The sequence below is a fragment of the Cryobacterium sp. CAN_C2 genome (assembly GCF_015751745.1).
Lineage (GTDB): Bacteria > Actinomycetota > Actinomycetes > Actinomycetales > Microbacteriaceae > Cryobacterium.
Genome location: NZ_JADOUX010000006.1, coordinates 134,249 through 155,267 on the forward strand (window position 1 = coordinate 134,249; position 21,019 = coordinate 155,267).

Annotated in this window: 25 protein-coding genes; 6 read left to right on the forward strand and 19 right to left on the reverse strand. The window is 65.5% G+C overall.

Features of this window, described 5'->3' with window-relative positions:
- Position 1 precedes the first annotated feature (1 nt).
- From IWX77_RS07250 to IWX77_RS07275, 6 genes are read left to right on the forward strand one after another with little or no spacing between them, the layout of a single operon-like run.
- Positions 2–892: a phytoene/squalene synthase family protein gene (locus tag IWX77_RS07250; RefSeq protein ID WP_196843838.1), complete on the forward strand. Its 891-nt coding sequence runs from the start codon at positions 2–4 to the stop codon at positions 890–892.
- On the forward strand, positions 889–2,496 hold the full coding sequence (crtI, locus tag IWX77_RS07255) for a phytoene desaturase family protein (protein ID WP_196843839.1): 1,608 nt from the start codon (positions 889–891) through the stop codon (positions 2,494–2,496). Before IWX77_RS07250 ends, crtI begins: the two co-directional genes overlap by 4 nt.
- Complete coding sequence (locus IWX77_RS07260) at positions 2,493–2,810, forward strand: lycopene cyclase domain-containing protein (RefSeq protein WP_196843840.1); 318 nt, start codon at positions 2,493–2,495, stop codon at positions 2,808–2,810. The genes crtI and IWX77_RS07260 overlap by 4 nt, the downstream gene beginning before the upstream one ends.
- Position 2,811: 1 nt before the next feature.
- Positions 2,812–3,132, forward strand: coding sequence for a lycopene cyclase domain-containing protein (locus IWX77_RS07265; protein ID WP_196843841.1), 321 nt, complete (start codon positions 2,812–2,814; stop codon positions 3,130–3,132).
- The gene (locus tag IWX77_RS07270) at positions 3,125–4,021 is read left to right on the forward strand and encodes a prenyltransferase (protein ID WP_196843842.1); all 897 of its coding nucleotides are present in this window, start codon (positions 3,125–3,127) and stop codon (positions 4,019–4,021) included. The genes IWX77_RS07265 and IWX77_RS07270 overlap by 8 nt, the downstream gene beginning before the upstream one ends.
- A 45-nt stretch (positions 4,022–4,066) precedes the next feature.
- On the forward strand, positions 4,067–4,435 hold the full coding sequence (locus IWX77_RS07275; RefSeq protein ID WP_196843843.1) for an RNA-binding S4 domain-containing protein: 369 nt from the start codon (positions 4,067–4,069) through the stop codon (positions 4,433–4,435).
- 20 nt (positions 4,436–4,455) lie between these two features.
- Here the strand turns inward: IWX77_RS07275 and csrA are convergent, their stop codons facing one another.
- From csrA to IWX77_RS07370, 19 genes are all read right to left on the reverse strand, one after another.
- On the reverse strand, positions 4,456–4,788 hold the full coding sequence (gene csrA, locus IWX77_RS07280) for a carbon storage regulator CsrA (protein WP_196843844.1): 333 nt from the start codon (positions 4,786–4,788) through the stop codon (positions 4,456–4,458).
- 252 nt (positions 4,789–5,040) lie between these two features.
- The gene (locus tag IWX77_RS07285) at positions 5,041–6,081 is read right to left on the reverse strand and encodes a hypothetical protein (protein WP_196843845.1); all 1,041 of its coding nucleotides are present in this window, start codon (positions 6,079–6,081) and stop codon (positions 5,041–5,043) included.
- Positions 6,056–8,107 (reverse strand): flagellar biosynthesis protein FlhA, encoded by a 2,052-nt coding sequence (locus IWX77_RS07290; RefSeq protein WP_196843846.1) that lies wholly within the window; start codon positions 8,105–8,107, stop codon positions 6,056–6,058. The genes IWX77_RS07285 and IWX77_RS07290 overlap by 26 nt, the downstream gene beginning before the upstream one ends.
- Position 8,108: 1 nt before the next feature.
- Positions 8,109–9,239 (reverse strand): EscU/YscU/HrcU family type III secretion system export apparatus switch protein, encoded by a 1,131-nt coding sequence (locus tag IWX77_RS07295; protein ID WP_196843847.1) that lies wholly within the window; start codon positions 9,237–9,239, stop codon positions 8,109–8,111.
- Complete coding sequence (locus IWX77_RS07300; protein WP_196843848.1) at positions 9,240–9,998, reverse strand: flagellar biosynthetic protein FliR; 759 nt, start codon at positions 9,996–9,998, stop codon at positions 9,240–9,242.
- Between the two features lies 1 nt (position 9,999).
- Complete coding sequence (gene fliQ / locus IWX77_RS07305; protein WP_196843849.1) at positions 10,000–10,275, reverse strand: flagellar biosynthesis protein FliQ; 276 nt, start codon at positions 10,273–10,275, stop codon at positions 10,000–10,002.
- Entirely contained in the window at positions 10,272–11,159 is an 888-nt protein-coding gene (gene fliP, locus IWX77_RS07310) for a flagellar type III secretion system pore protein FliP (protein ID WP_442784435.1), read from the reverse strand. Before fliP ends, fliQ begins: the two co-directional genes overlap by 4 nt.
- On the reverse strand, positions 11,156–11,665 hold the full coding sequence (locus tag IWX77_RS07315; protein ID WP_196843850.1) for a flagellar biosynthetic protein FliO: 510 nt from the start codon (positions 11,663–11,665) through the stop codon (positions 11,156–11,158). The genes fliP and IWX77_RS07315 overlap by 4 nt, the downstream gene beginning before the upstream one ends.
- Positions 11,666–12,373 carry a flagellar motor switch protein FliN gene (gene fliN / locus IWX77_RS07320; RefSeq protein WP_327012115.1) on the reverse strand — a complete coding sequence of 236 codons (708 nt, stop codon included), beginning with the start codon at positions 12,371–12,373 and terminating at the stop codon, positions 11,666–11,668.
- On the reverse strand, positions 12,370–13,281 hold the full coding sequence (locus IWX77_RS07325; RefSeq protein ID WP_196843851.1) for a flagellar motor switch protein FliM: 912 nt from the start codon (positions 13,279–13,281) through the stop codon (positions 12,370–12,372). Before IWX77_RS07325 ends, fliN begins: the two co-directional genes overlap by 4 nt.
- Positions 13,282–13,355: 74 nt before the next feature.
- Positions 13,356–14,207: an OmpA/MotB family protein gene (locus IWX77_RS07330; protein ID WP_196843852.1), complete on the reverse strand. Its 852-nt coding sequence runs from the start codon at positions 14,205–14,207 to the stop codon at positions 13,356–13,358.
- Positions 14,204–14,992: a motility protein A gene (locus tag IWX77_RS07335; RefSeq protein WP_196843853.1), complete on the reverse strand. Its 789-nt coding sequence runs from the start codon at positions 14,990–14,992 to the stop codon at positions 14,204–14,206. The genes IWX77_RS07330 and IWX77_RS07335 overlap by 4 nt, the downstream gene beginning before the upstream one ends.
- Positions 14,992–15,225 (reverse strand): flagellar FlbD family protein, encoded by a 234-nt coding sequence (locus IWX77_RS07340; protein WP_196843854.1) that lies wholly within the window; start codon positions 15,223–15,225, stop codon positions 14,992–14,994. The genes IWX77_RS07335 and IWX77_RS07340 overlap by 1 nt, the downstream gene beginning before the upstream one ends.
- A gap of 169 nt (positions 15,226–15,394) precedes the next feature.
- On the reverse strand, positions 15,395–16,567 hold the full coding sequence (locus IWX77_RS07345) for a flagellar hook protein FlgE (protein WP_196843855.1): 1,173 nt from the start codon (positions 16,565–16,567) through the stop codon (positions 15,395–15,397).
- A 73-nt stretch (positions 16,568–16,640) separates the two neighbouring features.
- Positions 16,641–17,066 (reverse strand): flagellar hook capping FlgD N-terminal domain-containing protein, encoded by a 426-nt coding sequence (locus tag IWX77_RS07350; protein WP_196843856.1) that lies wholly within the window; start codon positions 17,064–17,066, stop codon positions 16,641–16,643.
- A gap of 33 nt (positions 17,067–17,099) precedes the next feature.
- Positions 17,100–18,545, reverse strand: a complete 1,446-nt coding sequence (locus IWX77_RS07355; protein ID WP_196843857.1) for a flagellar hook-length control protein FliK — start codon at positions 18,543–18,545, stop codon at positions 17,100–17,102.
- Positions 18,542–19,240 carry a C40 family peptidase gene (locus IWX77_RS07360; RefSeq protein ID WP_196843858.1) on the reverse strand — a complete coding sequence of 233 codons (699 nt, stop codon included), beginning with the start codon at positions 19,238–19,240 and terminating at the stop codon, positions 18,542–18,544. The genes IWX77_RS07355 and IWX77_RS07360 overlap by 4 nt, the downstream gene beginning before the upstream one ends.
- A complete protein-coding gene (locus tag IWX77_RS07365; protein WP_196843859.1) occupies positions 19,237–19,689 on the reverse strand; it encodes a flagellar export protein FliJ in 453 nt (150 codons plus the stop codon). The genes IWX77_RS07360 and IWX77_RS07365 overlap by 4 nt, the downstream gene beginning before the upstream one ends.
- Complete coding sequence (locus IWX77_RS07370; RefSeq protein ID WP_196843890.1) at positions 19,686–21,014, reverse strand: FliI/YscN family ATPase; 1,329 nt, start codon at positions 21,012–21,014, stop codon at positions 19,686–19,688. Before IWX77_RS07370 ends, IWX77_RS07365 begins: the two co-directional genes overlap by 4 nt.
- Between the last annotated feature and the right edge of the window lie 5 nt (positions 21,015–21,019).

Below are 21,019 nucleotides of genomic sequence, written 5' to 3' on the forward strand. Positions count from 1 at the left end.
GATGGCTCGAACGAGTGGAAACCACACCAACCTGAACAAGTACGCACAGACGGCTCGGGCCAGCTCGACGACGGTCATCGGCCACTACTCCACCTCGTTTGGACTCGCCGCCCGGCTGCTCGACGCCCGGGTGCGCACACCTGTGCGCACGATCTATGCCCTCGTGCGCATCGCCGACGAGATCGTCGATGGAGCCGCCACCGAGGCCGGTGTCTCGATTGAGGAACAGCGACAGCTGCTCGACGAGCTCGAACGTGAGACCGAGCGGGCGATTGTGCGCGGCTACAGCACCAATCTCGTGGTGCACGCCTTCGCCGCGACAGCCAGGCAGTGCGGCATCGACTCCAGCCTGATCGCGCCCTTCTTCGCCTCGATGCGCCGCGACCTCGACCCGGCACCGTTCACCGTGCAGGGGGTCGCCGAGTATATTTACGGATCCGCCGAAGTGATCGGGCTCATGTGCCTGCGCTGTTTCCTGCACTGGTCGCCGCGCAGCGATGCTGAGGTCGGCGTACTCGAGGACGGTGCCCGCCACCTCGGCGCCGCATTTCAGAAGATCAATTTTCTCCGCGACCTGTCCTGCGATCGTGAGCTGCTCGGCCGCAACTACTTTCCCGGCATCGACCCGCTCACACTCAGCGAACAGCAGAAGAACGTGATCCTCGACGACATCGACGCCGATCTGGGCATTGCCAGCGCTGTTCTGCCGTTGCTGCCGCCCGGCTGCCGCCGCGCCGTGGCCGCCGCGCAGGGCCTGTTCACCCGGCTGTCCCAGCGCCTGCGGGCGACCCCGGCCGACCAGCTACTGCGCTCCCGCATTCGGGTGCCGGATGGAGAAAAACTGATGATCGCCTTGACCTCTACCCTCGGCCACGGTGCGTGGAAGCGATGACGCGCACCATCGTGATCGGCGGCGGTATCGCCGGTCTGGCCAGCGCCGCCCTGCTCGCCCGGGACGGCCACGACGTCACCCTGCTGGAATCCCGCGCCGAACTCGGTGGACGAGCCGGTCAGTGGAGCAGCGATGGTTTTCGTTTCGACACCGGGCCGTCCTGGTACCTCATGCCGGAGGTGTTCGAGCATTTCTACCGACTGTTCGGCACGACCGCCGCCGAACAGCTCGACCTCGTGAAACTGGATCCCGGCTACCGCGTGCACTTCGAGGGGGATCCGGATGCAATAGATATCCGGGCGGACCGGGCCGCGAACATCCGCTTGTTTGACAGTGTGCAGCCGGGGGCCGGGCGGGCGCTCGACCGCTACCTCGATTCGGCGATCGACACCTATGACATGGCCGTGAAAAGGTTTCTGTACTCGAGCTTTGAATCATTTCGCCCGCTCCTGGTGCCCGACGTGCTGCGGCGCCTCGGTCGGCTGGCCCGCCTGCTGCTGCAGCCGCTCGACAAATTTGTTGCCGGATATGTGAGCGACCCCCGGCTGCGTCAGATCCTCGGGTACCCCGCCGTATTCCTGGGTTCAGCGCCGAACCTGACACCGTCGATGTACCACCTGATGAGCCATCTCGACCTGGCCGACGGGGTGCTCTACCCGCAGGGCGGGTTTGGAACACTGATCGACAGCATCGCCGCGATCGCCCGTGCCGAGGGCGTGCGCATCGTCACGGAGGCCACGGTCACGGCCATTCGCGTCACCGGCCAGAAAGCCGTGGCCGGTGTGAATTACGACGACGCCAACGGCACGTCACAGCAACTCGACGCCGACGTCGTGGTGTCGGCCGCTGACCTGCACCACACCGAAACCGAGCTGGTCCCGGCCGACCTGCAGACCTACCCGGAGCGCTGGTGGGACAAACGCCTGTCGGGTCCTGGAGCGGTGCTCGTGATGCTCGGCGTGAGCGGCCAACTCCCACAGCTGCAGCACCACACACTGTTCTTCACGACGGACTGGGGCAAGAATTTCAGCCAGATCTTTGGCAAACAGACCTCCGTCCCGTCGCCGGCCTCGCTCTACGTCTGCATGCCGAGTGCCACGGACGCGTCGGTGGCACCGGCCGGGGACAGCAACCTGTTTATGCTCGTGCCGGTGCCGGCCGATGTGACCCTCGGCGGCGGCGGCATCAACGGGGCCGGATCGAAAACGGTTGAATCGATAGCGGATGACGCCATCGCGCAGGTCGCCCAGTGGGCCGGCATTCCCGACCTCGCCCAACGCGTCACGGTGCGGCGCACGGTCGGGCCCGGCGACTTCGCCGACGACCTGAACAGTTGGAAGGGTGGCGCCCTCGGCCCGGCACACACCCTCCGGCAGAGCGCCTTCATGCGCGGGTCGAACAAATCCAAGAAGATTGCCGGCCTGTACTATTCCGGCGGCACCACCATTCCCGGGATCGGCCTGCCGATGTGCCTGATCAGCGCCGAGATTCTACTCAAACGGCTTCGCCACGACACCAGCACCGGACCGTTGGCCGAGCCGCTGCGTTCCAGCCCCGCCGGTAAAACTGCAAACCCACTGGAGTCTGCGCCGAATCGGTCGTGAGTGTTCTGTACCTGCTGACACTGCTGGTCTCGCTTGCCGGTATGACGCTGCTGGACTGGCGCTTTCGACTGTTCTTCTGGCACTCTCCCCGGCGTGCGGCCCTCGTGCTCGGCATCGGAGTGCTCTTCTTTCTCGGGTGGGACCTGCTCGGCATTGGCCTGGGCATCTTCTACCGCGGCGAAACGGCGCTGATGACCGGGCTGCAGCTGGCGCCGGAACTGCCGCTGGAGGAGTTCTTCTTTCTCACCTTTCTCTGTTATTTGACCATGAATCTCGTGCAGGGTGCCGGGCTTGTGCTCCAGCGGCAGGCCTGAGATGACCTACCTCGTCCTCAACGCGGTCTTTCTCGCCGTGACCGCGCTCGTGGCCGTCGTGGCCCTGGTGCGCCGCACGATTTCAGCGCGTGTCGTGGCGGCTGTGACCGTTGCCCTCGGACTGACCCTGCTGCTCACGGCCGTATTCGATAACCTGATGATTGGGGCTGGACTGTTCAGCTACGACCCGGAGCACATTTCGGGCCTGTTCATCGGTCTCGCTCCGATCGAAGATTTTGCCTACCCGCTCGCCGCGGCGATTCTGCTTCCGTCGCTGTGGGTGCTGCTTGGCCGTACCACGTTAGGACGAACGGATGACTGAGCTCGGCACGGCGTCATGGAAGACCCGGCAGGTCGTATTGTCGTCCCGGCCACTCAACTGGATCAACACGGCGTTTCCCTTCGCAGCGGCCTACATGGTGACCACCGGGCGCATCGACGCGCTGCTGATCGTTGGCACACTGTTCTTTCTGGTTCCGTACAACCTGCTGATGTACGGCATCAACGATGTCTTCGATTACGAGTCCGATCTGCGTAATCCGCGAAAAGGCGGTGCTGAGGGGGCGCTGCTGCACCCCGCGCTGCACCGAACGGTGATTGCCGCAGGGGTTCTGAGCGTGGGGATTGTGGGCGGGGCGATGGTCGTGTTGGCGGGGGCAGGGCATCCGCTCTCGTGGGCGGTCCTCGCCGTGAGCCTGTTCGCGGTCGTGGCGTATTCGGTGAGCGGGCTGCGATTCAAGGAACGACCGATTCTGGACTCGATCACCTCGAGCACCCACTTTGTCAGCCCCGCCGTCTACGGCCTCGTGGTGGCCGGCGCCACCGTCAACTTTGGGCTGATCGCCCTGCTCGCGGCGTTCTTTCTGTGGGGCATGGCCAGCCATGCCTTCGGCGCGGTGCAGGACGTCGAGCCGGACCGTCACGCGGGAATTGCGTCGATCGCGACGGCCCTCGGTGCCTGGCCGACCGTGCGGCTCGCGATAACCTTCTGGACCCTCGCTGGCCTGTTCATGCTGGTGACGCCATGGCCCGGGCCGCTCGCCGCGGTGCTGTCCGTACCCTATATTCTCGCGGCGCTGCCGTTTTGGTCGGTCGGTGACGAACAGTCGGAAAGTGCCAACCGGGGCTGGAAACGTTTTCTCTGGCTCAATTTCTTCACCGGCTCTCTGGTATCCCTGCTGCTGATCTACTGGGTGCAGCAGGGCGCCTGACTGGAAAGTTCCGGCCAGCCGGAGTCAGGCCAGTAGAGTGAATGGATGGAGCTCACTTCCGCCCGGGTCGATAGCTGGTGCTGGGGAGTGCGCCTGTTCAGGACCCGCTCGATGGCCACGGCCGCCTGCCGCGCCGGGCACGTGAAGGTCAATGGCGACAAGGCTAAGGCCGCGCAGGCCCTGCACGTCGGCGATGAGGTGCGGGTGCGCTCCGACGGCTTCGACCGGGTGCTGATCGTGTCGCGCCTCGTGGTCAAACGGGTCGGGGCCGTCGTGGCCGCCGGCTGCTACGTCGACAAGACTCCCCCGCCGCCGCCGCGCGACGAGGTGGCCCTGGTTCCCATGCGCGACCGGGGTGCCGGGCGGCCGACTAAGCGCGAGCGCCGGGAGATCGACGAGCTGCGCGGGCATTAGCACGCGGCGATACCCGTTTTCTACTCAGAATCACCGTGTGAACCCGGACTCTCGGTAGCGGGCGCAGCGGCTTGTGGGCTCGCGTCGGCCTGGGACTGGCGGGAGTGGGCCGATTGCAGGCCGGCCACAATGCCCAGGGAGCGCTTGATGCGGTTCGCGGCGTCATCGTCGGCCGCGCTTGCCGCCTGGTTCGCCTCGATCACGGCGCGAACGACCTCATCGCGCTGAATCTTCACCCCTCGGGGGGCGTCGATTCCGATGCGCACGCTGTCGCCGCGGGCGTCGAGCACGGTGATGACGATGTCGTCACCGATGAGGATCTTCTCCCCCAGTTTGCGTGTCAGAACCAGCATCGTGCCAGCCTATCGGTTTGAGCGCGGCCCTCCACGTAGCGGCGGGCCGATCCAGCGCGCAGCGCGGGTCGATCCAGCGCGCAGCGGCGGGCCGATCCAGCGCGCAGCGCGGGCCGATCCAGCGCGCAGCGCGGGCCGATCCAGCGCGCAGCGGCGGCCGATCGAGCGCGCAGCGCGGGCCGATCCAGCGCGCAGCGGCGGGCCGATCGAGCGCGCAGCGGCGGGCCGATCGAGCGCGCAGCGGCGGGCCGCCTACGCGCGGCGGCTGGCCGCCCGACGACCGGTCGGCGCAGCGGCATCTCGGCCGTCCATCCATTCGACCGGCAGGTCAAGCTCGGTGACAGTCGCCGGTGAGGTGGTCAGCTGGGCACCGATGGCAGCGACCGCATCGACCGAAACTGCACCGGCGACCATGTTCACCCACCGCTTGGTGTCCTCCGGCTTACGCCCGGCATCAACGACGACCCAGACCTGGTCTGCATCGAGCGCGGCGAACGTTACCGCCCGCGCCACGACGTCGGAGGCGGGTTCGAGTCCGAAGGCAATGAACGTGCTGTGGCCCAGCTCGACGCCCCTGGCTCGCGCGGCGAGGGCCTCCCGGCGATCATCAACGCGCTCGGGTGACCCGTGAAGCAGCGCTCCCGAGATGCGCAGGTCACCGGAGCCGGCCAGGCGCAGCATGAGCCGGGCGATGGTGAGCGCGTCGTCAACGAGGCCGACGACGAGTACGAGGTCACCAGGCCGGGTAAGCGGGGTCGGTGCGAACCGCTGCGCACCGAATCGGGTGCCACCCGACGCGCGAAGCGTGCCCACGCCGACATCCGCTGCCCCGGTAGCTGCCCCAGTAGCAGCCCTGGTCGAGCCCGCTTCGTAGGCGGTTGCAGCGCCGGGCACCGGGTCAGCCGCTGGGACGACAAGGTCGACGGGAGCCCGGGCCGTCGCGAAGGTGAGTTCGTCCATAAGAGCGGCGAAGCCGTCAGAGTCGGTCGAGAGCCGCGGTGCGGTGTCGACGCGGTGCAACTGCGACTCCTCCTCGTCGGCATCGGCGAGCAGCGCGGCAATGCCCAGTCGGGCGGTCATGTCGAGGCCGGCGTGGGCCGATCGTCGGCGAGTCGCCGACTCGATCACCTCAACGATCACCTCGTAGTGTTGCCGTGCGAAGAACCCCCGAATTCCGCCCACTGTGACGCGTTCGGCAGCGATGATCGTGGCGTCTTTGCCGTGTACCGCGAGGATTCGCTCCTGCACTTCACGCAGGGTCGGCCCCTCAAACAGATATCGTTTCGGCTCCACGGACCACACCTACCGTCTCAATGGTGACGTTCGCCGACGTGACCTCTTGGTATGACAGTACCGGCAGCCCGCCCGTTTGGGTCGAAACCAGACGACGAATGGCGGGGCGCAGCGCTGGGGCGCAGACCAGCACCGCGGTCTGGCCGTTGGCCTCGACCGTGGCGACCGTCGACCGCACCGAGGCGAGCACCGTTTCGATGCGTGCCGGATCCATCAGAATCTGGGTGCCCTGGTCGGAGGGGCGCATGCCCTCGAGCATCGACTGCTCGAGCCCCGGCTCGATCATGATGACTCGTAGCACCGAACCGTCGAGGTACTGCGCGGTCAGCGCCGGCCCGAGGGCGTGCCGCGCCGACTCGATCAGCCCCTCGGGGTCGTTCGAGGTCTTTGCGCGCAGCGACAGGGCCTCGTAGATGCGCGGGAGGTCGTTGATCGGGATCTGCTCGATCAGTAGCCCCTGCAGAACACGCTGCACCTCGGCGAGCGAGAGCAGGCCGGGGATCAGATCGTCGACGGCCGAGGGGTTGACCTGCTTGACGCCATCCGTCAGCACCCGCACATCTTCGCGGGTCAGCAGGCGGGCCGCATTGGTGGTGATGATCGATGCGAGGTGGGTGACCACGACCGACACCCGGTCGATGACGGTGGCACCGGTCATCTCGGCGCTGTGCCGCATCTCGCTCGGCACCCATTTGCCGGCCAAACCGAACACGGGCTCAACGAAGACCTGGCCGGGAAGCGCTTCGAGTGCGTCGCCGAGGGCCAGGACCTTGCCCGACGGCGCGAGACCACGCCCGTATTCGACGCCGGCGATGCGGATGACGTACGTCGCAGGCGGCAGATCGACGCTGTCCCTCGTGCGCACCGGCGGCACGACGACGCCAAGATCCATTGCGATCTTGCGGCGCAGGCCGCGCACCCGTGCGAGCAGGTCATCGGAAGCACCAGAGACGATATCGACCAGGTCCGGTGCGAGCATGATCTCGAGCGCGTGCACCCGCATCTGCTCGATCAGATCCTCGTTGGTGTCTGACTTGGGGGCGCTGTTCTCGGCAGCAACGTTCGCTTCGACGTTCGCTGCGGTTGCGGTCTCTCGCACCTTGATGCGCTGGGCGGTCACGATGAGCGTGGCCCCCACGACGAGAAACGGCAAAATCGGCATGCCGGGGATCATCGCCATCAGGATGGCGGCTGCGCCGGCGATGGTGAGTGCGTTGCGCGACTGGGTCAGCTGGGCCGACGCCGTGGACCCGATGTCGGTTTCGGCGTTCGAGCGGGTGACTATCATACCCGTCGACACGGCCATCAGAAGTGCCGGAATCTGAGTGACCAGGCCGTCGCCAATGGTCAGCAGCGCGTAGGTGTTCAGCGCATCGCCGATCTCCATGCCGCGCTGGAACATGCCGATCGCGATGCCGCCGATCAGGTTGATGATGATGATGATCAGGCCGGCGATGGCATCACCCTTGACGAACTTTGAGGCACCGTCCATGGCACCGTAGAAGTCGGCTTCGGCCGAGACCTCGGCGCGACGATCCTTGGCCTCGGCGTCGGTGATGAGGCCGGCGTTCAGGTCGGCGTCGATCGCCATCTGCTTTCCGGGCATGGCGTCGAGAGTGAAGCGAGCACCGACCTCGGCGACCCGCTCGGCACCCTTGGTGACCACGACGAACTGGATCACGACGAGAATCAAAAAGATCACGGCGCCGATGATGATCGAACCGCCGACGGCGACATGGCCGAAGGCTTCGATGACCTGGCCGGCGTAGCCATCGCCCAGAACCAGCCGAGTGGATGCGACGTTGAGGCCGAGCCGGAACAGCGTCGCCACCAGCAGCAGCGAGGGAAACACCGAGAAGTCGAGCGGCTTCTTCACAAACATCGTGGTCAGCAGCGTGACGAGGGCGAGCATGATGTTCACGATGATGAGCACGTCGAGCAGCACCGCCGGAATCGGTACGACGAGCAGCAGAATTATGCCGACGACCCCGACGGGGACGGCGAGCTTGGTGAGATTGCGGTTCACTCTAACGTCCTCCGACTGGTTGAGGTTGTGGGGCTTCCGTTGGTGATGGGGCTGATAGGGCGCTCATGGTGTGGACTCCCGGCGAGCTGCCCCTGGCCTTGAGGGCCATGACGAAGGCGAGCACGCGGGCGACGGCGTTGTAGAAGTCGGCGGGGATCTCGTCTCCGATCTCGCAGGCACCGTGGAGGGCCCGCGCGAGCGGAATGTCCTGCACGATGGGCACCCGATCCGTGTCGGCCTGTTCGCGGATGCGGGTGGCAATGTGGCCAACGCCCTTGGCGACCACGCGCGGCGCCGATTTTCCGGGCTCGTACTTGAGGGCGACCGCAACGTGGGTCGGGTTCACCAGCACGACGTCGGCATCCGTCACCGAGGCAATCATGCGGTTGCGGCTCATTATGAGCTGGCGTGAACGACGTTGCGATTTGATCAGCGGGTCGCCCTCGGAGGCCTTGTTCTCATCTTTGACCTCTTTCTTCGACATGCGGGTCTTCTTGCGGTTGCGCCGCATGATGACGAAGATATCGGCGGCTGCGAGCACGAGCCCGGCGATGACGGCGGCCTGCAGCAGCGCGGCCGCACCGTTGGTTGCTGCGACGAGCAGCTCAGACACGGGCAGGCCGCCGGCGGTGAGCAGAACCGGCATGAGTCCCTGAATCACGGTGTACAGCACAAGCCCGACGACGGCGGTCTTGGCCAGAACCTTCACGCCCTCCCACATCGCCTGGGTGCCAAACACCCGCTTGAGGCCGGTGACAACGTTGAACTGCTCGTACTTGCCGGTGAACTTTTTAAACTGGATGCCGCCCTGCAGGGCTGCCCCGCCGAGCACGACCGCGACCACCACGACGAAGAACGGCGTCAGGCTAGCGGCCATCGACGCGAGTCCGTTGCCGAGCGCCTGAACGGCTACGTCGGGGTCTGGAGTGTTGGCCAGCGCACCGATCATATACATCTGGTCGGTGCCGGCGAGGGCACCGGCGGCAATGGTCGCCGGAAGCATGATAGCGGCCGCGCCAACACCCAGCCACGCGGTGACGTCCTGCGATTTGGAGAGCTGACCCTTCTCACGCACCTCTTTCATGCGCTTGGGGGTGGCAAGCTCGGTCTTTTCACCGGAATCCTCGGCCATTTACTTCACCCCCATCATCACGTCGATGGCTTGGCCGGTCAGTGACGACACGATGTGCGGCAGGGCCACAAAAACGGTCGCGGCGAGGAGGAGCGTGATAAGGATCTTCAGCGGAAAGCCGAGCGCGAACGCGTTGAGTGCGGGGGCGACCCGAGTGAGCAGGCCGAGGCCGGCATCCGCTAGAAAAAGCACGACGAGCAGGGGCCCGGCGATCTGCACAGCGGCGAGAAACATCTGGGTCGTTGCCGCGATCATGGCCTGAGCCGGGGCGGCGAGGTCAAGACCGCCGCCGAGGGGCAGCGCTGTGAAACTGCGAGCGAGACCGCCGATGATGAGTTGGTAGGCGCCCGACGCGAACATGAGGGCGAGAGCGGTCATCTGAAACAACCTGGTGAATTGGGCACCGTTCACCATGGATTGCGGGTCGAAACCCTGCGCCATCTGGAACCCGCTGAACATGTCGATCAGACCACCGGCTGACTGCACGGCCGCGAAGATCAGAAACACCAGAAAACCCAGGGCAGCGCCGACCAGAACCTCGAGAATGAGTGCGCCGACGAAACCCGCGGTGCTCTGTGACACGTAGCCCTCGGTGACGCGCGGTGCCATGGCCAGGGCGAGCCCGATCGAGAGCATGGCCTTGATCCGCAGCGGAATCGCCTTGTACGAGAATGGCGGCGCGATCACGAGAAAGGCGACCATGCGCACACCCGAGAGCATGACCGCTTCGATCCACGACACGTTGAGGACGAATTCCACCTCAGCCACCGCCGAGGAGTGCAGGAATCTTTTCAAACATCTGGTTCGTGAACGCGACCGACTCAGAGATCATCCAGTGACCGCAGATGAGCAGGGCGAGCGACACGGCGATCGCCTTGGGCACGAACGACAGCGTCACCTCCTGGATCTGCGTGATCGACTGCAGCAGCGAGATGACGAACCCGACCACGAGCGCGGTGATGAGCACCGGCGCGGACAGTTTCGCTGCGAGAATCAGGGCCTGCAGGCCAATATCGAGAACCGCGTTGGTGTTCATGTGACCATCTGATAACTGCCGATGAGTGAGGTGATGATGAGGCCCCACCCGTCGACGAGTATGAACAGCAGAATCTTGAACGGCAACGAGATCATGACCGGTGGGAGCATCATCATGCCCATGGACATGAGGGCGGCCGAGACGACGATGTCGATGACCAGGAACGGAATGAAGATGACGAAGCCGATGATGAAGGCGGCGCGCAGCTCAGAGATCATAAATGCGGGAATGAGCGTGAGCAGGGTGACGTCGTCGGGGTTATCAGGGTTGGGCTGGTCGGCGGCACGGGTCATCAGCGCAAGGTCTTCACCGCGGGTGTTGGCGAGCATGAATTGCCGTAGCGGCTCAGAACCGATGTTCAGAGCATCCGTGAAATTCATGGTGCCCTCGAGGTAGGGCTGCAGGGCAATGTTGTTGATGTCGGTCAGAATCGGCGCCATGATGAACAGCGACAGAAACAGGGCCAGCCCGGCGAGCACCTGGTTCGGCGGGATCGACGGCAGGGCCAAGGCGTTCCGGGTCATCGCGAGCACGACGAAGATCTTCGTGAAGCTCGTCATCATGAGCAGTAGCGCGGGTGCCACCGAGAGCAGTGTGATGCCCAGCAGGGTGACGATCGCCGACGACGGTGCGCCGTCTGGACCGTTGATGTCGATGCTCAGCCCGCCCCCGCCACTGTCGGCCGGGTTTGCCGGGTCGCTCGGAAGGGTCGGGTCATTCGGAAGGGTCGGGGAGTCGGGCATGGCCGGGTCGACCGGCACAGCGTGGCCGGCACTCTGGCTGACCCAGAGGATCACGACGGTGATCAGCACCACGAAGGCGAGCAGGATGCCGATGCGAACGTAGTTCTGTCGGGTGGCGAACCGCGAGACCCGGGCGTTCACCGGCCGTGCCGAAGCGCGGCGGCGGTCTGCTGCCAGGTGGCCGGCGACAGAATCGACCCGGCCAGGCGGGACGACGGCGCAATAGTGCCGTCAGGGTTCGTGGTTGCCGAGACCCTGGTGGGTGCGCCGTGCGCGCGGCGCGGACGGAACGCGAGCGGCGGCGTCAACACCGGTTCAGCCGACGTTGCGGTGGTCAGAGACCGGGCGAAGGCGTCGGCGGTGTAGCCGGGGGCCGCGGTCGCTGGCTCTGGCACCGGTGTGTCGCTGCCATGCAGAACGCTGACCGACTGCTCTGTGACTCCCAGAACGAGTCGTTGACCGTCGACGTCAACGACGACGACGGATGCCTTCTGGCCGATCGCCTGTCGGCCAACCACCACGACGAGGTCGGCTTTGGCTTTCTGTCGACCGCCGCCCTTGGTCAGGCGTCGCTGCAGGTACCAGAGCAGCCCGAGCACAACGCCCAGCGACAGCACCACCCGCAACGCAACAATGAGGGTATCCACTTATGACTGGCCCTCGGCGACGTCAAGAATCTGGGTGATGCGCACGGCGTAGTCCTGGTCGACGACGACGATTTCACCGTGGGCGATGAGACGGCCATTGAGCAGAATATCGGCGGGCGCGCCGGCGGAGCGGTCCAGTTCGATGACCGCGCCGGGCTCGAGGTTGAGCACATCGCGCACGGACATGCGGGTTCGCCCGATCTCAACGGTGAGGGTCATTTCGACGTTGTTGATGCGACCCAGATTCCCCATGACCGAACGAGTGGCGGGCAGGGTATATCCGCGAACGACACCGTTCTGGCGGATCCGGATGGCGAACCATCCGGTGATGGTGCCCGCTGCGCTCAGTTCGAACACGGTGGTGTCTTCTGCGGCGAACAGGGCGGAGGCATCCTCGCGCGCAGAGTCGCCGAGCACGCCGACGCCGAGCACCGAGGAGGCACTCTCGAGCGCGGGGCGCAGCACATCCTGGCTGGAGACGAGCGAGGGGGCGGCGCCGGCCGCGGCGTCGAGGGAGGCCGGGTCCATGAGCACAATGGCGAGGTCGGCCGATGTTGTGCCGACGTAGGAGGCGACGACTGCTGAACCGACCCGAGCCGACAGGGCCGAGCTGCCGAAGTGCGGTGTGGCCTGCAAGGGCATGCCGGTGGGCAAGGCCCGGATGAGTTCGTCCACGGCTGCGTCGGCGATGGGCTGGGTCGAAATCACTGGGTTTTCTCCTCGGTGTCAATGATGATGCAGGCCAGGCGGGAGCCGTTGGCTCCAACGGCCGCGCGGGCCAGGGGCTGTCCCCCGACAGCCAGGTCGAGCGGACGATGCTTTGGGTGGGGAACGGGGAGTACATCGCCGACCGCAAGGGACAGGATGCGACTGGGAAGCACGTGCGCCGGTGTCAGGCGCAGCGACACCTCGACCGGCACGGCTGCAATCTGTGCCTTGAGAAATTCTGCAGAGTTGGTGCCGGTCATGGTCGGGTTCACTTCGCCGAGCTGCGGAATGAGCGCCGTGGCGGGAATGGCGAGGGTCGCAGCGACGGTGACCTTTTCGACGCGAATCGAGAAGTTGGCCACGATCATGTGGTCACCGGTGGCGGCGGCCTGGGCGAACTGCGAGTTGAACTGAATCGCCTCAACGGCGATGTCGTGCACCAGCAGCGGCCCGAACGAGTAGCGCAGGTCTTCGAGGCCCTCGGTCATGAGCTGGCGCACGAGCGCCAGTTCGATCTGGGTGAAGGTACGCTCGGCCGGAATGACCTGCGTGCCGTTGCCGCCAAGCATGTGGTTGACCCAGGTCAGGCCCGTTGACGTCGGAAATTGGAAGACAGCGCGGGCTTCGATCCCGGCGATCGTGCACAGGACCATCGCGGTTTTCGCCGGCAGTGAGGCGGCGTACTCATCGTAGGTGGCCATGAGTACCTGGTCGCAGGTGATCGTGCACAATGCCCTGACGCGGGCGGTGATCTGGGTGCCCCACTGGCGGGCAAAGGTTTCACAGGCCAGTTCCAGCACGCGGGCATGATCGCGCGCCAAAGTGGTCGGCCGACGGAAGTCATATAACTCCACCGGTTTGGGCGCCTTTGTTGGCGCACTGGTTTCAACGTGTTCCTGGACCGTCACGTTTGGACTATCGGTCACCGCGCTCAGAAGGTAAGGAGAGGGACGCCGGACAGTTTCTGAGGATATTTTGCGTTCTACGGCGTTGTGGCGACGCTTGTTCCGTCAGCTTCGAGGGCCGCCGGGATCAAAGCGCGCACCCCGTCACTTTTGTCGGAGAGCAACACAATGTCGACCCGACGGTTCTGCGCCATGTCGGCGAGGGTTGAACCGGTCGAAGCCGGCCGCGCCGAGCCGTAACCGACCGCGCCGATGAGCCCCGGCGTCACGCCACCCTGCTCAACCAGGCGCCGCAGTACCTGTGTCGCGCGCCCACTCGAGAGCTCCCAGTCGGTGGCGAAGATCGCCGACTGTCCGTGCTTGTCAGCGTGACCCTCGACAGAGATCTGTCGATTCGCCGCCGCCAGAACCGGTGCCGCCGCATCGAGAACGGATGTCGCCACGGCGCTCAGCGCCGTGCTGTCGGGCGCGAAGAACGATTCAGACCCGACGAGCCCCATGGTCAACCCTCGTTCGTCGATGGTGAACGAGATGCGATCGGTCATGCCCGCAGCAGAGAGGTTGGCGTTCACCTGGTCTTCGATCGATTTCAAGGTGCGCACCTCCTCACGGGCGCTCGCGGCATCGGTGAGGGCGGTATTGGTCAGGGCGGTATCGATGAATCCCTCGGCCACATCATTGATTTTGTCTGCCGGAACGACCACGCCTTCGGCGGTATCGATCTTGCCGGCCTCAACGGTGCCGAAGCCGCTCGCGAGTGAATTGGCGAGTTTCTCAAACTTGGCCTGGTCGACCGTCGACATGGCGAACAGCACGATGAACATGCACATGAGCACGGTCACCATGTCCATATAGGACGCCATCCACCGTTCATCGGGATGAACCTCTTCGTCCTCAACCTTCTTGCGTCGACGAGGCCGGACGCTCATGCTGCCTTGGGAAGCGTCTTGGTGTTGACTTTCGGCAGATCCTCTGAAGGAATCATGGCGCGCAGTCGTTCGCCCAACAGACGCGGCTGGCTGCCGGCCTGCACGGCCAGGGCACCCTCCATGAGCAGCGTCATGCGGTCGACCTCAAGGTCGGCAAGGCGCCGCAGCCGTGCTCCGATTGGCAGCCAGATGAAGTTGGCCGAGAGCAGCCCCCAGAGGGTCGCTACGAATGCGGTCGCGATCATCGGACCGAGCTTTTCGGGGGTTGAAAGGTTTTCGAGCACGTGGGTGAGCGAGACGACCGTTCCGACAATGCCGACGGTGGGCGCGTAGCCACCGAGACTGTTGAAGAACTTGGCCGCGCTCCGGGCGGATCGAGCCTTGGTCGCGATGGAGTCTTCGAGCAGCATTCGCAGTTCATCGCCGTCGGTGCCGTCCGCAATGTTCTGCAGGGCATCGCGCAGAAACGGGTCGTTGACCGTGTCTGCCTCTTGTTCAAGAGCCAGTAGGCCCGAGCTGCGCGCGGTCTCGGCGAGGCCGACAACCTGGTCGATGACGGTTTGCGGCGGGGTGATCTTGCCACGGAACGCACCGGGGAGAGCTTTGAAGGCCATGATGGTGTCGCGCACGGTTCCGCCGGCAATGCCGACAGCGATGGTGGCGCCGAAGACCAGGATCATCGGAGCCGGAAGCAGAATCGACATGACCGATGAGTGTTCGAGCGTGATCATCGCCACGAGCGCGCCGAACGCGAGGAGGATTCCGATCAGTGTCGCGGGATCCACTAGATGGCCCTGGGGCCTCGGGCCAGATTGCCGGCAGTCGGCTCGTAGGCGAGGGCGATGACGTGGGCCCGATAGCTCGCGATCTTCTCGATGACATCGTCCATCGATTCGGTCACGATGAAGTTGGCGCCGTCGACCATGACCAGAGTGGTATCCGGGTTTTCGTGGATGCGTTCAATCAGGTCTGGATTGATCGCAAAGTGGCTGTCGTTCAGCCGCGTCAATACGATCATGAGCTCATCCCTGGTTTGAACGACTCGAGTGAGGCGTCACCAGCTACTGTCGGCCACCGGCCCGCCAGCGTTAGCTTGCACAGCGTCAGGGTATCGACAGGCTCGACCAGCGGAGTTCGTCAGTCGAGCCCGTCGCAACCGGTGGTCGAGCCCGTCGAGATCACAGGTGTCAGCGCTTGAGGTTGGTCAGCTCCTGCAGAACCTCGTCGGAGGTCGTGATGATGCGCGCGTTGGCTTGGAAGCCACGCTGGGCGACGATGAGGTTGGTGAACTCCTGCGACAGGTCGACGTTCGACATTTCGAGGGCACCGCTCTGCAGCGAGCCAAGGCCAGCCGAGCCCGGGGTCCCCGTGGTCGCCGCTCCGGAGTTGAACGTGGCGCGGTAGGCCGAGGAACCGGCCTTCTCGAGCCCACCAGGGTTGACGAAGTTGGCGAGGGCGACGCGGCCGATCGCGAGCTGGTTTCCATTGCTGAACAGGCCCATCAGGGTGCCGTCAGCGCCGAGGGTGTAGGAGTTCAAAGTTCCCGCGGCGTTGCCGTCGTTGGCGGCGCCAGCGACGGTGGTCATACCGGCGAAGCCTTCGAGCTTCGACAGATTCACGGTGATGTTGCCAGCGACGAGCGTGGAAGTTCCCGTGAAGCCGCCCAATCCGTTCGACGTGAGAGTCGTCGTGGTTGCGTCGAGCGAGTTACTGACCGTCCACTGGGTTGCCGATGACCGCGTGAAAGACAACTTCACCGTGCTGGAGGTTCCCAAATCGTCGAAGACCTGGATGTCACGCTCTAGCACGGTGTTCACTGTGGCGCCCGAGGGTAGATTACCGGTGAACGATGCTGTGGTGGTGCGGGTTGCAGCGCTGATCGCGCCGACCGGCAGCTGGATGTTGCCGGTGGCACCGCCGTCGTTGACGACCCCGGTGGCGCTGGCACCCCAGCCCTGCACGATGGCGCCGTCGGGCGACACGAGACGCCCAGCGGAGTCGAAGTCGAACGATCCGGCGCGGGTGTAGAGGGTCTCGCCGCCGGACTGCGTGATGAAGAAACCGTCGCCGCTGATCATGAGATCGGTCGACTTGCCGGTGGCCTGCGACGAACCCTGCGAGAAGTTGGTGGCGATACCGGCGACCTGCACGCCGAGGCCGATCTGGGCCGGGTTGGTGCCACCGACCTGATCCTGGGGAGCACCGGCGCCCGAGGTGAGCTGCGAGAGGGTGTCCTGGAACTGCGCGGCCGAGGCCTTGAACGCGGTCGTGTTGACGTTGGCGATGTTGTTGCCGGTCACGTCGAGCATGGCCTGGTGTGAACGAAGACCTGAGATACCGGAGTAGAGAGAGCGAAGCATGAGTACTGCCTTTCAATGAGTAGAAAGAAGTGAAGCTGGAAAGAGCGGGGGTTTAACGTGCAGCGAAGGGTGCCTACGTGGTGACGGGGGTCCTGACTCCCGAAATAACGTCGAGGGCAACCGGGTTGCCGTCAACGGTGACCTGGGGAACGGCACCGGCGAACGACACCGACGTGGCCACACCGGTGACCTCTGTACCGTCAGGCTTGCTGTAGGTGACGGTCTGACCGACCATCGCGGCCGCCGAGGTGCGCATCTGCAAAGAGAAACCCTCCTGGCTGGCCGTCGTCATCGCGGTGATCTTCTCCATCATGGCGAGCTGCGTGGTCTGCGCGATCATCTCGTTGGTGTCCATCGGCGAGCTCGGGTCTTGATTTTGCAGCTGGGTGACCAGCAAGGACATGAACACGTCGGAGTCCATCGATTGTTTGGGTATGCGCGTCGTGGCGGCGGTGTTCAGGCCGGCGTTCGAAGCGGCTGCGATTGATTCAACGGTCACGGCTGATCTCACTTTCTCGAGTAGAAACGGCACTCACGCCATCACGTCGATGGTCGAGTCTTCCCCAAAACGCTGGGGGCGCAGCGGTTCGGCTGGAGTGTCTGGTTCGTGGCCGACGCGAGCAGTGCGATCAGCGCCCTGCTGCCACGACCCCGCCGAATTGCCCGGATTGTCCTGGCTGGCCGGGTTGTGGCTGGCCAGGTTCTGATTCGACAGGTTCAATTGGGCATTCAGCCCCGAGCCGGCCAGGTCGCGGCGCAGATCGGGCATGATCGCCCGCAGTGAATCGCGCGCCAACTCGGTCGGTGCGAACAGTTCGACCCGAATTCCCTCTAACGAGACGTGGGCGCGCACGGTGACCGGTCCGAGGTTGTCGGGGGTGACGCTGATGGTCATCATGTGTTCCCCGGGGCCCACGTTGGCCAGCGAGAAGATCGGTTTGGCTACCTGTGCGGCCAGGGGAACGGGCGCGGCCTGTGCCATTAGGGCGACCGGGGCGGTGGGCGCAACGGGAGCGGCTGACACGACAGCGGAGAGCGGGGTCAGCGCACCGAGGGTGGGGGTCACCGCCGGAGCGGCGGCATCCGCTGTCACCAGACGAACGGCGTTAAGCTTCGTGGTGCCCGCCTTGACGGTGTCGGCGGGCAGAGCGAGCGCGACCGTCGGCGTCGGCGGTGCGGCTGGCGACACTGGTGCAGTAGTCGCCGGGTTCGAAGGCGTAAGCTGGCTCGACGTGGGCAGGCTCGACGTGGGCAGAGCCGACGTGCTGGCCGCCGGTGGTGTGCTGGCCGCGTCGGCCGGGGTGGTCGCTGAGGCTGGAATGGTCGGGTTGGCCGGAATGGTCGCTGCAGGGGCGGCTGATGCGACCGCGACCGATGTGGCGCCAGCAGGCGCGGTGGCCGCGGCAGACGTCGAAGTCGAAGCTGTGCTCGACACCGCTGCGGCAGTTTCAGCCGAAACCGTGTTCGCGGTGCTGGCCGCAACATTTACTCCAGCCTGCACCCAGGAAGGCACGAAACCGGCGACCGATGCCAGTGGCGCAACAGGCGCAGGAGTCGGTGCTGCCACCGGCGCAGCGGTCGGTGCCGCGCCATCAGACGCAGTATCGGTGGCCGCAGTGTCATCGGCGATCATCGACTCATCTGCGACGGTGGCCACGGCGTTCGCCAGTGAGACCACGGCGTTCGCCAGCGAGACCACGGCGCCTTGCTGACGCGCTGCTGGCGACACGGTCTGCATCTGAACCGGCTGGGCGGCCCCCGCGCGGTTCGCTGCGGTCGTCGCGGCCACGGCCGGAGTGGCCTGGGACAATTCATCCACCGAGTTCTGCATGATCGAGGCGAAGCCTTGGGCTCCCGACGACTGGGCTCCCGACGACTGGGCTCCCGAAGACTGGGCTCCCGACGCCTTTGCGCCAGCGGAGTGTGCCGCCGAATGCGCAGGCGCGGCCGGCTTGAACTGGTTCAGAACGAGACTCACGCTGCGCCTCCCTTGGCGAATGATGCGAACGCGGCGCTGAGCATGTCAGCGGTGCCGATGCCCGCGGTGCCGCTACCAGCGTTTCCGGTGACCGCGGTTGCCGTCGGGATGATGCGACGGATGGTGGTGATCTCGGCATCGGACATATAGGCCTCACGCAGGCAGACCGTGCGGCCCGGGTAGGGCGCGTGGATGACCTTGTGGTCGCCGGCGTAGATGAGAATATGGGCTCCGCCACCGGTGACGATGAGGTCGCCCGGTTGGGCTTCAGCGAGCGAGGCTACTTCGGTTCCCATCTTCATCTGGCCAGAGACAAGGCGCGGCATATCTATGCCGATATCGGCATATACCTTTTGCACCAGACCGGAGCAGTCCATGCCGCTCGAATCTTCGCCGCCGAAGACGTAGGGCACGCCGAGGTACTTCTTGGCCGCGCCGACGACGTCGACGCCCGACTTACCGCCGGTCGACCCGACCGCGCTCGTTCCGGTGGCGGTGGCAATGGCGGTGGCAATGGCGGTGGCGGTGGTCGGGCCTGTGCCCATGGCTGCAGCAAGCTGCGCGGCGAAGGCGTCGGCATTGGTGGCAGCAACCGCTGGGGTTGCGGCGGCCTTCGGCACGGTGGCGCCGGCCGAGAGCTGGTGCAGGGAGGCCTGGATCTGCTCCATGCGGCCCATGGCTGCGATCATCGTCATGAGGTCACGTCGCTTCGGGGGTCAGAATTGTCTTGGTCACGGTGCCAGCGGGTCGACGCAATCTCATCGAGGACGATCTGCTCGGCGTGCAGGTCAGCGGCGGCGACGGCAGACAGATGGCGCACCTCAAGTTTTTCCAGGGCGATCGACTCGGCCCGGGCCGCATCGAACACGGTCTGGGCTTGGTCGGCGCTGGTCTGGTTGGTGCGGCCGAGCGCGTCGAGGTCGGCAAGCATGCTGCGCGACGACGAACGTGCGGCGGCCATGGCGTTCATCGCGGCGACGGTCTGCGGGGTCGCCCCACTGGTGTTGAGTGCCGAGCGCGCACGACCACGTCGGGCTTCAATCGCGGCGACCCGGGCGTTCGCCTCGGCGAGGTCGAGGGCGGCCTGGTCTTGTTGCAGGCGACGAAGGCGCAGCAGGCCGGCGAGGGGGAAACCGCGTTTCATGCCACACCGCCGAGGGTGCGGGTGAGCCGGGTGAGCTGCGCCCAGGCCTGCTCTGTGGGGGTCTGGTCGTTCATGCGCTGCTGGAGAAAGGCTTTAATTGCTGCATCGTTGGCCACGGCCGCATCGACGAGCGGGTTGGTGCCGACGCGGTAGGCGCCGACGTCGAGCAGGTCTTGGGCGGCGGCGCGGGCGGCGAGCACAGTGCGCAGGGTCGTCGCGATCTGGTTGCGTTCGGGCGAGTTGACGCGCGAGGCGACCCGCGAGATCGAGGCGAGCACGTCGACCGACGGAAAGTGGCCGGTGATGGCGAGTTTGCGATCAAGCACGACGTGGCCGTCCAAAATCGAGCGGGCGGCATCCGCTATGGGCTCATTGTGGTCGTCGCCGTCGACGAGCACGGTGTAGATGCCGGTGATCGAGCCGGTTTCATCGGTTCCGGCACGTTCGAGAAGCCGGGCCAGCACCGAGAAGGTCGACGGCGGATAACCGCGGGTCGCCGGCGGCTCCCCCACCGACAGGCCTATTTCGCGCTGGGCCATGGCGACGCGGGTCAGCGAGTCCATCATGAGCACGACGTCTGCGCCCGTGTCACGAAACGATTCGGCGATGCGGGTTGCGGTGAACGCTGCACGCAGACGCATCATGGCCGGTTCGTCCGAGGTCGACACGACCACGATTGAGCGCGCGAGGCCCTCGGCACCGAGATCGTCTTCGAGAAATTCGCGCACCTCACGGCCACGCTCCCCCACCAGGGCGATGACCGAGACCTGGGCGTCGGTGCCGCGGGCGACCATCGACAACAGCGACGACTTGCCCACGCCCGAGCCGGCGAACAGGCCCATGCGCTGGCCGCGACCGACAGTGGTGAGCGTATCGAGCACGCGCACGCCGAGCTGCAACGGTTGGGTGATGCGGGTGCGGTGCATGGCCGAGGGGCTGTCGTTCTCGATCGCGACGGCGCCGTCAGAGAGCAGCGGCCCCTTGCCGTCGATCGGGCGGCCGAGACCGTCGATGACACGGCCGAACAGCCCGGTGCCGGTGGGTACCAGCAGAGGCGTGCCGGCCGTACGCACCCGCGCACCGGCTTTGAGTCCGGTCATACGCCCGAGCGGCATGCAGCGGATGCCCTCCCGTGTCGTCGCCACGACCTCGGCTTCGACCCCGGGCTGGTGCGGTTCGGCGCCCAACACGACGAGTTCGCCGATGGCGGAGCGCAAGCCCCGCACCTCAACGCTCAGGCCAATGATCGATGACACCACGCCGACCCGCTCAGGCTTCGCAGCTCTGAGGGCCATCGTCAGCTGCTGGGCGCGGGGGCGCCACATCGTCG